The following is a 14,344-nucleotide window of genomic DNA, read 5'->3' as shown; positions in this document are numbered from 1 at the left end:
TCTTTCGTTCCTTCGCCAACCCCGCTTTAGTAGCAGTCTGGGCAGCGGTCAGAAAAAACTGGAATTGCCTGTCTTACCTCGGCTACTTTACCAATGTCAATATCTACCGTAAAGACCTCTTCCTGCTCACCAGCCTCATAAAGCACCTCACCCAAAGGATCCACTACCATGGAGTGACCACCAAAAACATTCTTTCCATCAGAACCCACTCGATTGACTGCCACCACATACTGTTGGTTTTCTATGGCACGAGCTATCAACAAACTGCGCCAATGATGCAATCTCACCTTTGGCCACTCAGCTGGTACTGCCAGGATTTCCGCCCCGTCTACAGCTAGCTTTCTAGTTAATTCCGGGAAACGCAAATCATAGCAAATAATAAGCCCCCACTTCACCCCTGCCAAGTCAAATGGTTTATTTCTGTTGCCCGGGTGCAGGTACTGCTCCTCCTTCATTAACCTAAATAAATGAATTTTATTGTAGGTGTGCACTAATTCCCCTTGACTGTTCACCACCAATGCTCTATTGAAAAACTTGCTATTTTCATTACTCGATACGGACCCACCAATTATGTCAACCTTATGCTCCCTAGCCAAACTTTGCAGCAAACCGGTGCTCGGTTCACCACTTCTGTCAGCAATAACATCTAATTTATCCAACGCATAACCGGTATTCCACATTTCCGGCAGCACCACTACCTGTCCCCTACCGGAAACGGCACTGCCAATCAATTCTGATACCCTTTTACGATTAATTTCCGGGTTCCCCAACGCCACATCCATCTGAATTACTGTCACCTTCATCAGGTATCACCTCCGATGTTTCTAATTTCTTATGCTGAATTCTGCTTGCTTTAATCTCAATGTTAACCAATTATAGCTATTTTTGCAAAGAAGTAACGTACCATCAACAGTAAGCTTGCCAACATATGGGTGAAGAGTCAACATCATCTGCTTCTGTCATTATTTTGGTCATGAAATATGGGTTGTTGTTAGTTAAAATGGATAGTATGCGATTTAATCTCAAAGTTGGGGAGGGGGAGATAATTTGAATAGACTAAGTTGGTTACTGTTGTTGATAGTATTACTGTTAATTACCGGATGCACAACGGCACTTATCGGGGTAGTTAATACACCAAGCCCAAAGGCCAGCCAGACGACAGATCCTATAAAAATTGATCATTCGCTTGACATACGTGTTAAAGACACAGACAGCGCATCCAAGGATACTAAAGACCTGGACAGCCCACCCAAGGAGAGTTCGCCTGAAGAAGCAGTTCCTAATGGCAAAGCGGACAAGCACCAAAATAATGCCTTAAATGAGGCAGCCAACACCATGGGAAATAGTCAAGTTATAAGTAAGAAAAATAATTTCGCTAACAAAACAACAGACAAGTCCAAAGAAGTTTTATCCTTTTATACTAATGATGAAGGATACCTGCCCAGCTCTTACCATACTCTGGTCAAGCAAGCTGATAGCATTGACTGGGTTGCTCCCTTTTGGTTCCGCTTAGATGCAGCAAAAGGCTCCGGACATGTCGAATTATTTAAGTCCGGGACTTCCGCCTTTAAGCCCATGAAGGCTAAAGAGATAGTTGATACAGCCCATGATAAAGGAATTAAGGTGCTGGCAGTGGTACACAATCTGCTATATGGCAGTTCCGCCACCAGCCGAAATTTAGCCCATGAAATGGTATCCACAGAAAAAGGCCGTGCTCACTTCATTAATGATTTAGAAAATATTCTAGAAAAATACCATTTTGACGGTATTAACATGGATATGGAATACTTTCGTATGGATGACCGAGACAACTTTTCCAAGTTGATGCAGGAGATGTATCAGACCTTAAAACCATTGGGATATACAATTACGATTTCGGTGCCTGCCAAAACCCGGGATGACCGGTCCAACTCCTGGTCAGGTCCGTTTGATTATGCGGCCATCGGAAAGTACGCAGATACCGTGGTGCTGATGACCTACGACGAACATGGTTATGCCAGCGACCCCGGACCTATTGCGTCGGTTGGCTGGGTAGAAAAAGTAATCAATTATGCTCTCACTCAAATACCAGCAGGCAAGATTTTTATGGGGATACCTGCTTACGGCTTTGACTGGACCCAAGGCTCCAAGTCACCAAAGTATATTTCCTACGCCCTTGCCCAGCAAACTTTAGCAACGTCACAACAAAAAATTCGTTGGGATAATGAAGCTAAGGCACCTTACTATATTTATTGGGACAAAGATGGCAAAAAACATCAGGTCTGGTTTGAAAATGCCTCCAGCTTGTCACACAAATTAGAGTTGGTCAAAAAATATAATATTAAAGGTATCGGTATCTGGCGGATTGGTATGGAAGATCCTAAATACTGGCCCGTAATTGATCAATACTTCCAAAAACAATGATACAACAGAAAGACAACGCTTCCGATGTCAGAAACTACAGGTGTCACTTATTTGTCACTTATTGGTGTCAGGCACCACCTGTCTGAGGTGTCACTTATTGGGTCACTTATTGGGTGTCAGGCACCACCTGTCACTACTTGTCACTTATTGGCAAAAGCACCCCTCTTTATGAGGGGCGCTTGATTTATCAGTCTAATCTTTTTAATAAATGAACCATATTGCGTCCTATCTGCCTGCAAGCGGATATGGCTATTTCATCCTCTTCTACACTTTTACGAAAACTTACTTTCCCGTCCTGATAATCGGCAAGCATGGTTCCTGTAGCGCCGGCGCTGAGTATGCCGCCATCGGCGTTGCGGTCATCAACCACCAACAATCCCTGGGATTTCATGAAATTCTCCATTATTGCCAGGCATGCTTCCTGACCACCGTTACGCAGCCCTGCATGGGTTACTGCAGCACCTGCCTTTCCTCCTAACAGGTTAGCTGTCATATGCATATAACGTGTCCGGTCCATAAAGTTTTTCATCAAGGTAGTGACATTATGCCAGTATACAGGCGACCCCAGAATAATCCCGTCTGCAGCCAAAAGCTTTTCCCCCAACGGAGCCATATCGTCATCCTTAATTGAGCATTCAGGTCGGCGAAGACATTTATTACAAGATAAGCAATGCTTAATGTCATAATCGCAAAGCTCCATTAACTCTACTTCAGCCCCCAGTGATGACGCTTCTTCTAGCACCGTTTCCAACATTTTTGCCGTATTTTTACCTTTACGGTGGCTGCCGTTAATAGCAACGATTTTCATTTGAATTCCTCCCTCCGAAATTTGTCTGCTTTAATCATTATAATGACTGGTCCATAAATGCTACAATTAATTTCATAACCACTAATGTATAAACTATATTTTCTTGAAAAGAATCTTTCTTCCTGCATCATTCCATTAAAATAAAGTCATCTAAATAAATTTGGCCCGTATTAAACGGGGCCAGGGAAATCTTTATTACTTTACGGCCTTTCTCTCTTCTATGTATTCACGCCAGCTGCCACTGGGGATTAAAATCCCAAATTTTTCTACCTCATGAAGGCGGGCAGGACTATACACGTAGGTAAATGCCTCAAAAACCTCACCGTCGTGAAGAAATACTGCCTTGGTGATTCGTTCGTAAAGATTGGTATGTCCGGGTCCATGATACCCTTCAAGCCGGTCCAAGATGGCAATAGCTTTGTCAAACTGTCGACACTGCACTAAGTTACCATAAACCGGATTGTCACCCTCCAATAGGGCAGGGTATCCTTCTCGAAGATGATAGAGCGTGCCCGACACCCATGCCTCCCATTTGCCAATTACATGAGGCTTAAGATGTTTTTCATAATTCCAGAAACCGTCCATCAAAGTACCATAAACGAATACATACCCTTTCTTCATGCAGTTCACCCCCTGCAGCCCTCAACGAAAAAAACTTTAAGTCGGCTGAGTATCTTCCAACAAATCAGAGTTTTTTAAGGCCTCTGTAGCTAGAAAATCGCAGCGTTCGTTTTCCTCAATTTCGGCATGCCCTTTAACCCAGTAAAAGCTTACTTGGTACTTATCTAAAAGCGATAGCAATTTCCCCCATAGGTCTACATTTAAAGCCTTTTCCTTTTTATTACGCATCCAATTATTATCCCGCCAACGGGCAGCCCAACCCTTATTAATACTATCCACCAAGTATTTTGAATCACTGTAAACATCTACAGCACAGGGCTCTTTTACTGCCTCCAACCCTTTAATGACCGCCATCATTTCCATTCGGTTATTTGTAGTATTCTTATATCCTTGGGAAAGTTCTTTTCGGTGGCCTTTATATAATAACACTACTCCATATCCGCCGGGTCCGGGATTCCCCGAACAAGCGCCGTCTGTGTACATAATTATTTTTTTCTGCTCCGTCAATGGCTTTTCCTCCTGTTATCAATTTCAAACCCTGGTGTATTGGTCGTATATTAATAATTCCCTAATAAAAATAAAAAGTCCTGCTTTTCATACCATTTTTTGGAAAGATACTCAGGTCAGCTTAAGCCTCTTCAACCAAGCGGGAACAGCCTGGTCAGCGTCCTCATTAATAATAGAAACTTGAGTACCCTGCTCCCTAGCTGCACTAGGCAAATCTCCGGCAGGTTTAACATCAAGACTACAACCTATTACCAGGAGATGATCTGCAGCGGCAACAGTGTCTTTGGCCTTTTCCCAATTCCTAATTGGGTCGCCCAGTAAAGCTATTCCTTGTTTTAGGTTGCCATGCAGTTCTATTACCGTCTCTGACCCGGCCTTCTGATGAAGCCTATCTATATTTTCCGTTACCACGGGAATCCCTGCTTTAGCTATAGCATAATGCGCCTTGGTCGGTTCTTTATCCATCCAGGTAAGCATCTCTTGATAGAGCTCCCGATATAGTCTTGGATGTGCATTAGCCCACTGCCGGGTAAGCATGACCCTTAATGGCACGCCCCGCCAATGCATATCATACCCGGGAATTCCTGCACTAAGGGAAATCCCCGCTCCAGTGAGAACCACAGTTTTAAAGATAAACACCTCCCAAGTAAATCACAGAATAAGAAAGATGTAATAGTTGCATTAACGTCTCCATAGTATTATGATAGAAACAAAATTACATTATGCTCGCTGGGGGAGCCTTTGGCTGAGAGAGTGGTTACTGCCACCGACCCTTTGTACCTGAACTGGATAATACCAGCGGAGGGAAGCGGACCTTAGATGGTTATACCGCAGGCCTTGGTTGGTCTGTGGTTTTACTTTGGCGGGCAAATACGAGGGGGAGTAACCTTGAAAAACATACGCATGATGGTTGAAACAGGAATGTTGGTTGGCTTGGCTATGGCACTGAATATGCTGAAGCTCTTTGAAATGCCCCAGGGCGGCTCGGTATCTTTGGAAATGATACCGATATTTATTTTGGCAATTCGTTGGGGGACGGGTACCGGTCTAATCGGCGGACTGTTATTCGGAGTAGGCCAACTCTTGTTGGGTGCTAAAATTTATTACCCGATGCAAGCCCTATTAGATTATCCGATAGCGTTTACTTTGTTGGGACTGACAGGCCTTTGGCGAAAGCATTTCTACTTTGGTATTACCGCTGCCACCCTAGCCAGAGGTTTTGCACATGTACTGTCAGGCGTAATTTTCTTTGCCGAATATACACCCGTAGGTCAGAACGTCTGGATTTACTCCTTGATTTATAACGGCTCATATTTGCTGCCTGAATTAGTTCTTTCGGTATCGGTCATGGCCATCCTAACCAAACAAAAAGGTTTTATGCAAGAAATGCAACCTATGTCTCAGTGAAGTTACTTTTATAATATCAAACATTGGACTATACTAGTACCCGAGGGGATAACATGAATAAAATAGCAGCCATTATCACCAACGGCAATCTGGACTTACTGGAACAAAATAAAAAACAAATAATGGAGACGGACTTTATCGTTTGTGTGGACGGTGCGGCAAGTATTTTAACCCGCTGGAACATCCAACCCCACGTGCTGCTGGGCGATTTGGATTCTATTAATTTAGCTGCCCGCCGTTCCATGGAACAAATGGGTGTGCCTATCCAACAACATCCCGTGGAAAAGGATCAAACAGATACAGAATTGGCATTGCATTACTGCACAAAAAAAGGTTTTAGTAAAGTTCTGTTGTTTGGCGCTTTAGGGAGCCGCTTAGATCATTCCCTTGCCAACGTTCTTTTGTGTCTCGCCGCCCAAAAATTAGGTCTGCAGTTAACTATTTTTACTGACACAGGCTGGGCTCGCTTAGTGGGGACACATCTATCTATCCAGGGAGAACCCGGCGATTTGCTTTCGCTCCTCCCCCTGTCAGAATGTGTCAGCGGCGTCACCCTGGATGGAATGAAGTATCCCCTGGATAACGCTTCAATCCATCTGGGCACAACACGAGGTATCAGTAATGAGCTTAGCGGTAATTGCGCCTCAGTATCAGTTACATCAGGTGACTTGCTGGCCATATTTACACGCCAAGCACACGCATAAAACTAGCCACGCCACATTTTAATTGCCACCAGAACGATAAGCCCGGCAAACAATTTCTTCAATATTTCCGCCGGTATTAATCTGCTTAACCAAGCCCCCAGCCAAGCCCCGGTTACTGAACCGACAATTATTAGCAAACCCGCCTTCCAGTCTACGTTGCCATAGGTAGTGTGCCGGTATACACCAACCAGCGCAGTGGGAAGAATAATGGCCAGGGATGTTCCTACTGCTTTATCCACCGGCAAACCCAATAGATAAATCATGCCGGGGACCAAGACTATCCCACCGCCAATACCCAGCAGCGAGCTGAGTACCCCTGCCAACAATCCAAGCAAAATTATTGCCGTAAAGTGCATTTTCTCACCCCGCAATATTCTAATACCACATCAACCAAATGTGAAAAGCTTTCAAAAAATCATCTCGCCATTAAGAAAGGCCCTAGTGCGATTATCATCGGGGTTTTGAAATATTTTTTCAACTGGGCCACTCTCCGCCGCCCGACCCTGATACATAAATATTATTTCTCCCGCTAATCTTTTAGCTTGAAAAATATTATGAGTTACCATCATCACCGTGGTACCCCGTTCCCGGTTTAAATCTCGGGCGATCTTTTCTATTATTGCTACGTTCGCAGGATCCAAGTTGGATGTAGGTTCATCCAAGAGCAGCACTTTAGGCTTAAGCACTACAGCTCTAGCGAGGGCAACCCGCTGGGCTTCACCACCAGATAATGAACGGGCGTTACGCTGGGTAAATTCTTTCAAACCCACCTTTTCCAGTGCATAAAATGCTTCCCGACGGGCCGTGCTTTTAGATATGCCTCGTGCTGTCAAGCCGTATGTTACGTTATCAAGTACTGATGTGGCAAACAACACTGGTTTTTGAAAAACCATGGTCATGCTTCGCCTTAAGTTAAGCCGAGACTTTGTATTTGTGTCAGTGGAAATACCATTAAAAAATATCCGACCTGTGCTCGGTATTTCCAGTAGATTCAGCAGTCGCAGCAGTGTACTCTTTCCAGCGCCGCTAGGCCCCACAATGCCATAAATACAGCCATGCTCAATCACTAACTCCGGGATATCCAACACCAATTTACCCTTAAACTCTTTAGTAACACCTTCAAGTTGAAAAGCAGGCAAGTTTAATTTCCTCCCTCTCGTTGAACCGTATACAATAGGGAATTGATTATAAATGCTAATGCTAGAAGAACAATACCCAGACCAATAGCCAGTTCAAAATTTCCTTTGCGTGTTTCTAAAACAATTGCCGTAGTCATTACGCGAGTATGACCCTGAATATTACCGCCTACCATCATCACCGCACCTACTTCAGCAATAACCCGGCCAAAACCTGCTATTACGGCACCACTTATGGGCCGTTTAGCCTCCTTAATAACGGTAAAAGCCACCATCTTGGCGGAAGCACCCAAAGTAACGGCTGTTTCCCTAACTTCTGAATTTTTATCCCTCACCGCTACCATAGTAAGTCCTGTGATTATAGGTACGGCCAGCACCGTCTGCGCTATAATCATAGCGGCCGGAGAAAAAAGCAAATCCAGAGGCCCCAAAGGACCATGGTTGGCAAGAAGCAAGTATATCAACAATCCTGCCACCACCGGCGGCAGTCCCATTAAAGTGTAAATTGTCTTTTCCAACCACCGCAGACGCCTAGAATCACGAATACCGATCCATGCACCTATGGAGATACCTAATGCTGCCGCGATTAACACAGCAGCCCCGGAAACATAAAGTGACAAAAATATTATTCCCAATAGTTCCTTGTTGAGTGTCATAATTAACGTTAAAGCCTGTGCCAATCCGGCCCAAATTTCGGCCACCCCATCAACCTCCTTCAATAAAGAAACCCCACCTGCACCTTTTTAGATAAGTATAACATAGGTTCCGGCGGGGATGTCCATTATCTGCTAGGCATTCGGAGTAAATAGCTGTTCGCCATACTTCTTATATGCACCTATTTTTACTTGGGTTTCCGGCGAAAGCATATACTGGATAAAAGCATCAGCACCCTCAGCGTTAATACCGTTATGTTTTTCCGGATTTACGGCCATAACGCCATACTGGTTAAACATTATCTGATCGCCCTCCACCAATGCTTTTAAGTTTAATTTATCCTTCATTGCAATGTAGGTTCCGCGATCGGACAAGGTATAAGCCTGCTTTTCATTGGCTACTCGCAGTGTATCTCCCATACCTTGCCCTAAGGATAGGTACCAGTCATCGGTAGGTTCAATAGCCGCACTTTCCCAGATTGCCAATTCCTTCATGTTGGTACCGGAGTTATCACCTCGGGAAGCAAATTCTAGCTGCGCATCAGCTATTTTCTTAAAAGCTTCAACTGCATTAGTCATTCCCTTTACTCCGGCAGGGTCCTCTTCCGGCCCGAGGATAATGAAATCGTTATACATCACATCGTGGCGATTAATGAAATATCCCTCTTCCACCAGTGCTAATTCTCTATCCTTGGCATGAACCAACAGTACGTCTACATCGCCATTTTGCCCTAGCTTCAATGAGGCCCCGGTCCCCTTAGATATTATTTGCAAATCATAACCGGTTTTTTCTTCAAAATCCGGCTCAAGCACATCCAATAATCCCGAATCATAGGTACTGGTGGTAGTCGCCAGCAGCAGTTCTTTATCTAGAACCTGGTCATCAGTTTTCCCTGCATTTTCATCAGCCGCCTGCTGTTTTCCCGTATCCGCCGGCGGTGCAGTCTGCTGCCCGCATCCTACTGCGAATAGTCCCATAACTATAATAAGTAAAACTATATATGCTAAACGATTCCCATTTATCATAGTTCCTCTCTCCTCACATTTTGAGTTTTTTGTTCGTTAAACTAGGTCTAAATAACAAAAAACGAGCCCAAGAAAAACTGACCCGCCACTTCAATCTACCAGTCCTCCTTTCCAAAAACACGGGTGGCAAAACAGTTTCCAGTCTTACCATCAGGCAAACGCCCACGGCCTCAATCCCATAGCACCATTAAACCTTAGGTACAGAGGCTCGGAGTTCATCGTTATGTAATTTTGTGCATAACGGGACTAAAAAATAAGGCCCTCTGCTGTAATTATAAACTGGACCTTGCCTCAATTCAAGTTATTTTTTTGTGTCTCAACTACTTTTTGGGATAAAACAGTGTCTGCCCAAAAGTTTGTTTGCCAAATTCCGCTATTAATTTAAGAACATTCCTGTTAGTAATCCATTGAAAAAAGGCTTCCGTTTCATTATGATTTAAATAGGGAAAATGCTGTTTGCTCAATGTTACCAGAGAAAATGGGTTTTGAAAATCTTCATTTCCCCAAGCCGCTATCTTCAAGCTATTATCTGACTTCTGAAACATCAGAAATGTAGCCCTGTCCACCAATGCATAGGCCCTGCACATTGCTGCCTGTTTGAGCACACCTAAATTCCCCATTAAAGCATGACTAGAAGCACGATACCAAGGTTTAACCGGATTAATGCCTAATTTTTCCCAACATTGTTTTTCTTTTAAATGCGTTCCGGAATTATCATTACGAGAAATAAACGCTGCCCCAAAAGCTGCCACCTGGGACATGGCAGACATTATATCCTTATTCCTTATTCCCGCGGGGTCATTATTCGGTCCAATTAGGATAAACGGATTAGACATAATTTCTTGGCGTTTTGCTCCCAAACCCGCCTGAATAAATTCCAATTCTAACACCGGGGCATGAGTTAGCAGCAGATCTACCCGTCCTTGACTGGCCATTTCCATTGCCTGCCCGCTGCCTGCAGGTATATGCCTTAGATTAATTCCCGTCTCCTTCAGAAACGCATCGGCCAGAACCGCAAGTAATCCCGTCTCCACCGGCTCAAGAGTGGTAGCCAACAATAAATAACCGCTTACTTTATGATTGCTATCCTTGACCATCTGTTGATGATTAGCAATTTCACCGGTTAAATTTAGAAAATCTGCCATCATTTCCTCTGCATCAGCGGTAAGCTCTGCTCCACCGCCGGAACTACCGCCGCTTTTAGTAATTAAAAGCTGTAGAGAAAGCTGTTTTTCTGCCTTTTTTATTAAACCCCAAGCGTAACGATAAGAAACACCAACTTCTTCCGCTGCCCTGCTCAACGAGCCGTAGCGTTTGGTTGCCTTTAAGAGGCCGAAGAAAATTTCTCCCGGGATCCCTCCAGGGAGATTAACAGATATTTCGAATATCCCATTCGACAATGTTAACCACCTGCTTTAAATTTAGGTCTTTCTAAATTGTAACACATCACCAAAGTAGCCGTCAGCTAAATATTCCCAGCATTCCTAACAGTAATACTGCAAGAACCGTCAATCCGGCCAGCGTCTGTAATGCCAACGAAGTGATAAATAGACCTGCATGCACGTAGACATACACATCGCCCACTCTACGTAATAAAGCTGTCATCTTATTCGGACCTCCTTTATTAATTTTTTTAAGCCTTCTGCCAAAATTGAACTTTGCCCTCAAAATGCCCTATTTCATAGCTACAGCATCTTCTTGTGGAAAATAAAATAGTAGTGGCCTGTAATACAGGCCTCTGGGGCTCAACTCCCTGGGGGAGTGTATTTTCACCACTACTTCTAATTTATATGCAAAAGGCATCGGCCTCCGGACTCTGGCCTCGAGGGCTCCGGCCTCCGGGCTCACATCCATAATGGATGGAAGCCTTCTGCAAAATGTAATCAAATTGTCATACTGTACTATTACAATTATTGTACCACCGGTAACTCCATAAGTCAATTGGATTTCTGAATATTTAGATAATTGTTTTAGCTTTTTGCTTCATCTTCCTCTCTAAAGTTGTGACAATCCCAACATCTGCTCTTTTCCTCATGATTATCAGTATTATGGCAACTCTCACATGCCTTGGTATCTGCCTGCCAGCTAACCTGGTCATGGCAGCTGATGCAGTCTATTTGATGTTCCCTTACCCCGTGGGCACCAGTCTCCGCAATTTGGTGACATTGAATACAGTTAATACCTTTGCCGGCATAAAAGCGCGTAACCTTGGGTAAATCCCATCGATAACCGTGGCAACTGCCGTTGCTGCAAAATTCTTCAACATTATATCCTTCCCGCTCATGGCAGCTATAACAACTGTCATTTTTGTATGAGCCGTGATTATCTGCCCATTGAGCGTCGAAATGGGTTTCTGGTTCGCTGGCCGTATTTAAAACCTCCTCTAACACCGGCTGAGCATCAATCTCGCCCGCTTCAAGTTTTAGCGGTACTGAATGGCAGAGATTGCATTCTTTGCGGATAACCTTTCTAGCAGGATCTACTGTGGTGCTCTCAGTTACATGTTGGCCGTCATGACAACGGAAACAACCAGGGAAATCTTTATGCCCAAGTCCATCAGGGTAGGTGCGCCAGTTAATTTCCATGTCCGAGTATACAGTCTGGCGGTAAATCTGCCGTAGTTCATCAAATGCATCTTCCAGAATTGTATCTCCTAGCCCGGAATACTGTTCTTGGTACATTTCATTAAGAATCTTTATTTCTTGCTCAAATTTGGCGTCTCTCAGGTCTCTCTGCTGCAATAGCGCCAAAAAGTTTTTCTTTACCCAAGGAATGTCTCTGCTGATGCTCCCCGCTGCAATAGCTTCATTCAATGCTCTATCCGGGTTTGGAATATAATGTGATGCCCTGTTATGGCAATCGATACAATCCATTACCCGTTTCTCCATCGTTTCTATTTGCTCTGTATCCAGTTCTTTTTCCTTCTCAATATAAGTAACCTTTACTCCATCCTCATTGGTAACCTGCACCCAGGGAATATTTTGTTTCAAGGAATCAGTGGCAATGTATTCAACTTTATTTTCCACATGCCAGTGAATACCATACCCTTTCCCCTCTCGGGAAGTCCCTCCACCAGTCTTGATTACCAGCGCTGTTTTCACCAGTGAGTTTGCCTTATCTTCATTGAAGCGCCTGATGACTTTTACCTTATCATCGTAGAATGCTTCAGTCCAGTGGCACTTTTCGCAAGTATATCTGGCAGGCCGCAAATGTTTTATTTGCAGCGGTGTTTCGTAGGCGCCGGCAAGGTTTTTATAAACTTGAGTCAACTCTGTGGCTTTGCGTGCCACTAACTGGGGTGACACCCCTATGCCTAAATGACAATTTGTACAGTCAACTTCCGCATGTGCCGACTGCTTAAAGGTAACGGCCTGCGGTGTCATTAGGTGGCAAACATTGCCACAAAAATCAGAGCTGTTGGTTACCTCCCAAGTTAATGCAGCTGCTGCAGAAAAACCAAACCCTGCGACTAACATAACTAACAATAAAGTTCGTTTAGATAAGCGTACATAGTCATGCTCTCGAATAAATCGTTTTACTTTGGTTAATAAAGTGGCCACATTACTCTAGCCTCCTTCCCCCTGAGGCAGCTTCCCTGCTGCATTGCCAGCCTGTTCCCCGGCTAATGAAGCTAAACCGGAAACAGCCCCTAACCCCATGGTTTCCACCGCACTGCTGGGCACTACCACCAAAGCACCCTTTTCTTTCAACCCTTCATAGAGAATATTCATAGCCCTTAACTGCAAAGCAGTATTGTTACCCATATAGACTTTGGATGCCTCGGCAAAGCTTGAAGCAATTTCCAGTTCAGCGTTACCAAGAATAATCCTAGCCTTTCGTTCCCTGTCCGCTTGGGCCTCTCGGGACATCGCCTCCTGTAAGTTGGTGGGGATAACCACATCCCGTATTTCCACTGCTTGCACCGAAATGCCCCATGGCTCTGTCCGCCGATCTATCAACTTCACTAACTCCTCATCAATGCTTTCTCTTGCTGCCAGCATCTCCGCCAGCGGAGTTCGCCCAATTACTTCCCTCAATGCAGTTTGAGAAGCCCATGAGACGGCAGATTTATAATCCGCTACCTCCAACGCAGCCTTTTCCGGGTCCCAAACTACCCAAAACATGACAGCATCAACATCCACCGGAACAGTATCTTTAGTCAAAGTCTGCTCTGCATTAAAACAGGTAATCATTACCCGTTGGTCAATCCAATACGCCACAGAATCCACAAAAGGCATCAGGAAAAACATACCGGGGCCAGCTGTATTATGGTATTTACCCAGTCGCAGTATAATTACTTTCTGCCATTGGGCCGCAATTCTCACTGACGCCAGGGCCAAGATTAGAGCCAATGTAGTTGCTGCAATTAACACTAAATTGGTTGTATAAATCCCCGCAAGCACTGCCAAACCACCGATGATAATTAGGGCCGCTATAGCTGCTCCCTTCAGATTGCCATCTGGTCTTTCACCTGGAATTTCCGGCATCTCCGGAGTAGGTGTTGTCGGACTCAAAGCTTTCACCCCCTGCTAATTATTTTTAAACTAGGCGCTTCTTCAGCATTTCCAGCAGATCCCCGGGCGTTACTCCCAGTTCATGAGCAATAATCTGCACCTGCTCGGCCATCTGCCTCAGTTTCTGTTCTTTTACCTCTTTCTCCGATACAGTTACCTCTCCTACAAAAGTGCCTCTGCCTTGTTTTGTCGCCAATATCCCCTCCCGTTCTAATTCTGAATACACTTTACTAACAGTGTTAACATTTATCTTCAAAGCCACTGCCAAACTGCGTACCGTTGGCAGTCTGCTCGCCGGCGGATAAACACCAGTAGCAATAGCATATTTAATTTTTTCCTTTAACTGTACATAAATCGGCACACCGCTGGATTGGTCAATGCACAGGTGTTCCATACCCCATCCTTCTTTCTCTATCGATTTACCCACCCTGTTAAAGCATCCTTGCATTATATTGTACTATTGTTATATAACAATTATACATAGGCCTCCTTGGTCCGTCAAGCATTTTCAGAAAATTAAATACATTTAGGATGTGCTAAAAGTGGGCGCCCCCATGTACAGAAA

At 44.4% G+C, this 14,344-nt stretch carries 17 protein-coding genes and 2 riboswitches; of the genes, 3 read left to right on the top strand and 14 right to left on the bottom strand.

Going from position 1 to position 14,344, the window contains the following annotated elements; genetic code table 11:
* Window positions 1-26: 26 nt before the first annotated feature.
* Window positions 27-803, bottom strand: coding sequence for a carbon-nitrogen family hydrolase (locus MFMK1_RS08545; RefSeq protein WP_366924690.1), 777 nt, complete (start codon window positions 801-803; stop codon window positions 27-29).
* Between the two features lie 244 nt (window positions 804-1,047).
* Here MFMK1_RS08545 and MFMK1_RS08540 point away from each other — a divergent pair, with 244 nt between their 5' ends.
* Entirely contained in the window at window positions 1,048-2,403 is a 1,356-nt protein-coding gene (locus tag MFMK1_RS08540; protein ID WP_366924689.1) for a glycosyl hydrolase family 18 protein, read from the top strand.
* A gap of 187 nt (window positions 2,404-2,590) precedes the next feature.
* Here the strand turns inward: MFMK1_RS08540 and MFMK1_RS08535 are convergent, their stop codons facing one another.
* The 4 genes from MFMK1_RS08535 to MFMK1_RS08520 form a co-directional block, all read right to left on the bottom strand.
* Entirely contained in the window at window positions 2,591-3,211 is a 621-nt protein-coding gene (locus MFMK1_RS08535) for a flavodoxin family protein (protein ID WP_366924688.1), read from the bottom strand.
* A 195-nt stretch (window positions 3,212-3,406) separates the two neighbouring features.
* Complete coding sequence (locus tag MFMK1_RS08530; protein ID WP_366924687.1) at window positions 3,407-3,832, bottom strand: gamma-glutamylcyclotransferase family protein; 426 nt, start codon at window positions 3,830-3,832, stop codon at window positions 3,407-3,409.
* A gap of 36 nt (window positions 3,833-3,868) precedes the next feature.
* Window positions 3,869-4,315 (bottom strand): ribonuclease HI, encoded by a 447-nt coding sequence (rnhA, locus tag MFMK1_RS08525; RefSeq protein WP_366924909.1) that lies wholly within the window; start codon window positions 4,313-4,315, stop codon window positions 3,869-3,871.
* 135 nt (window positions 4,316-4,450) lie between these two features.
* On the bottom strand, window positions 4,451-4,978 hold the full coding sequence (locus tag MFMK1_RS08520) for a Sir2 family NAD-dependent protein deacetylase (protein ID WP_366924686.1): 528 nt from the start codon (window positions 4,976-4,978) through the stop codon (window positions 4,451-4,453).
* Window positions 4,979-5,060: 82 nt separating this feature from the next.
* A riboswitch (TPP riboswitch) is annotated at window positions 5,061-5,163 on the top strand.
* Between MFMK1_RS08520 and thiT the strand changes: the two genes are divergently transcribed.
* Entirely contained in the window at window positions 5,159-5,746 is a 588-nt protein-coding gene (gene thiT, locus MFMK1_RS08515) for an energy-coupled thiamine transporter ThiT (protein WP_366924685.1), read from the top strand. (Overlaps the previous riboswitch by 5 nt.)
* A 53-nt stretch (window positions 5,747-5,799) precedes the next feature.
* Window positions 5,800-6,450 (top strand): thiamine diphosphokinase, encoded by a 651-nt coding sequence (locus MFMK1_RS08510; protein WP_366924684.1) that lies wholly within the window; start codon window positions 5,800-5,802, stop codon window positions 6,448-6,450.
* Between the two features lie 2 nt (window positions 6,451-6,452).
* On the opposite strand, the gene MFMK1_RS08505 is transcribed toward MFMK1_RS08510, so the two are convergent.
* The 9 genes from MFMK1_RS08505 to MFMK1_RS08465 all read right to left on the bottom strand — a co-directional run bounded on the left by MFMK1_RS08505 (window position 6,453) and on the right by MFMK1_RS08465 (window position 14,206).
* Window positions 6,453-6,806: a sulfite exporter TauE/SafE family protein gene (locus MFMK1_RS08505; protein ID WP_366924683.1), complete on the bottom strand. Its 354-nt coding sequence runs from the start codon at window positions 6,804-6,806 to the stop codon at window positions 6,453-6,455.
* A gap of 51 nt (window positions 6,807-6,857) precedes the next feature.
* A complete protein-coding gene (locus tag MFMK1_RS08500) occupies window positions 6,858-7,589 on the bottom strand; it encodes an ABC transporter ATP-binding protein (protein ID WP_366924682.1) in 732 nt (243 codons plus the stop codon).
* A gap of 2 nt (window positions 7,590-7,591) precedes the next feature.
* Entirely contained in the window at window positions 7,592-8,287 is a 696-nt protein-coding gene (locus MFMK1_RS08495) for an ABC transporter permease (protein ID WP_366924681.1), read from the bottom strand.
* An 87-nt stretch (window positions 8,288-8,374) separates the two neighbouring features.
* Window positions 8,375-9,265 (bottom strand): ABC transporter substrate-binding protein, encoded by an 891-nt coding sequence (locus MFMK1_RS08490; protein ID WP_366924680.1) that lies wholly within the window; start codon window positions 9,263-9,265, stop codon window positions 8,375-8,377.
* Between the two features lie 88 nt (window positions 9,266-9,353).
* A riboswitch (molybdenum cofactor riboswitch) is annotated at window positions 9,354-9,491 on the bottom strand.
* Window positions 9,492-9,585: 94 nt separating this feature from the next.
* On the bottom strand, window positions 9,586-10,665 hold the full coding sequence (locus MFMK1_RS08485; protein WP_366924679.1) for a substrate-binding domain-containing protein: 1,080 nt from the start codon (window positions 10,663-10,665) through the stop codon (window positions 9,586-9,588).
* A gap of 61 nt (window positions 10,666-10,726) precedes the next feature.
* On the bottom strand, window positions 10,727-10,870 hold the full coding sequence (locus tag MFMK1_RS08480; protein WP_366924678.1) for a hypothetical protein: 144 nt from the start codon (window positions 10,868-10,870) through the stop codon (window positions 10,727-10,729).
* A gap of 365 nt (window positions 10,871-11,235) precedes the next feature.
* Window positions 11,236-12,825, bottom strand: coding sequence for a NapC/NirT family cytochrome c (locus tag MFMK1_RS08475; RefSeq protein ID WP_366924677.1), 1,590 nt, complete (start codon window positions 12,823-12,825; stop codon window positions 11,236-11,238).
* Window positions 12,826-12,831: 6 nt separating this feature from the next.
* Window positions 12,832-13,779, bottom strand: a complete 948-nt coding sequence (locus MFMK1_RS08470; protein WP_366924676.1) for a slipin family protein — start codon at window positions 13,777-13,779, stop codon at window positions 12,832-12,834.
* A gap of 25 nt (window positions 13,780-13,804) precedes the next feature.
* Complete coding sequence (locus MFMK1_RS08465; RefSeq protein WP_366924675.1) at window positions 13,805-14,206, bottom strand: GntR family transcriptional regulator; 402 nt, start codon at window positions 14,204-14,206, stop codon at window positions 13,805-13,807.
* Between the last annotated feature and the right edge of the window lie 138 nt (window positions 14,207-14,344).

Source organism: Metallumcola ferriviriculae, from assembly GCF_035573695.1.
GTDB lineage: Bacteria > Bacillota > JADQBR01 > JADQBR01 > JADQBR01 > Metallumcola > Metallumcola ferriviriculae.
This window is presented reverse-complemented; position numbering and strand designations above follow the sequence as displayed.

Excerpts from the sequence above, each read along its gene's own strand:
- MFMK1_RS08545 (WP_366924690.1), bottom strand. The coding sequence starts at position 803 with ATGAAGGTGACAGTAATTCAGATGGATGTGGCGTTGGGGAACCCGGAA.
- MFMK1_RS08535 (WP_366924688.1), bottom strand. The coding sequence starts at position 3,211 with ATGAAAATCGTTGCTATTAACGGCAGCCACCGTAAAGGTAAAAATACG.
- MFMK1_RS08530 (WP_366924687.1), bottom strand. The coding sequence starts at position 3,832 with ATGAAGAAAGGGTATGTATTCGTTTATGGTACTTTGATGGACGGTTTC.
- rnhA (WP_366924909.1), bottom strand. The coding sequence starts at position 4,315 with ATGTACACAGACGGCGCTTGTTCGGGGAATCCCGGACCCGGCGGATAT.
- thiT (WP_366924685.1), top strand. The coding sequence starts at position 5,159 with ATGGTTATACCGCAGGCCTTGGTTGGTCTGTGGTTTTACTTTGGCGGG.
- MFMK1_RS08510 (WP_366924684.1), top strand. The coding sequence starts at position 5,800 with ATGAATAAAATAGCAGCCATTATCACCAACGGCAATCTGGACTTACTG.
- MFMK1_RS08505 (WP_366924683.1), bottom strand. The coding sequence starts at position 6,806 with ATGCACTTTACGGCAATAATTTTGCTTGGATTGTTGGCAGGGGTACTC.
- MFMK1_RS08490 (WP_366924680.1), bottom strand. The coding sequence starts at position 9,265 with ATGATAAATGGGAATCGTTTAGCATATATAGTTTTACTTATTATAGTT.
- MFMK1_RS08480 (WP_366924678.1), bottom strand. The coding sequence starts at position 10,870 with ATGACAGCTTTATTACGTAGAGTGGGCGATGTGTATGTCTACGTGCAT.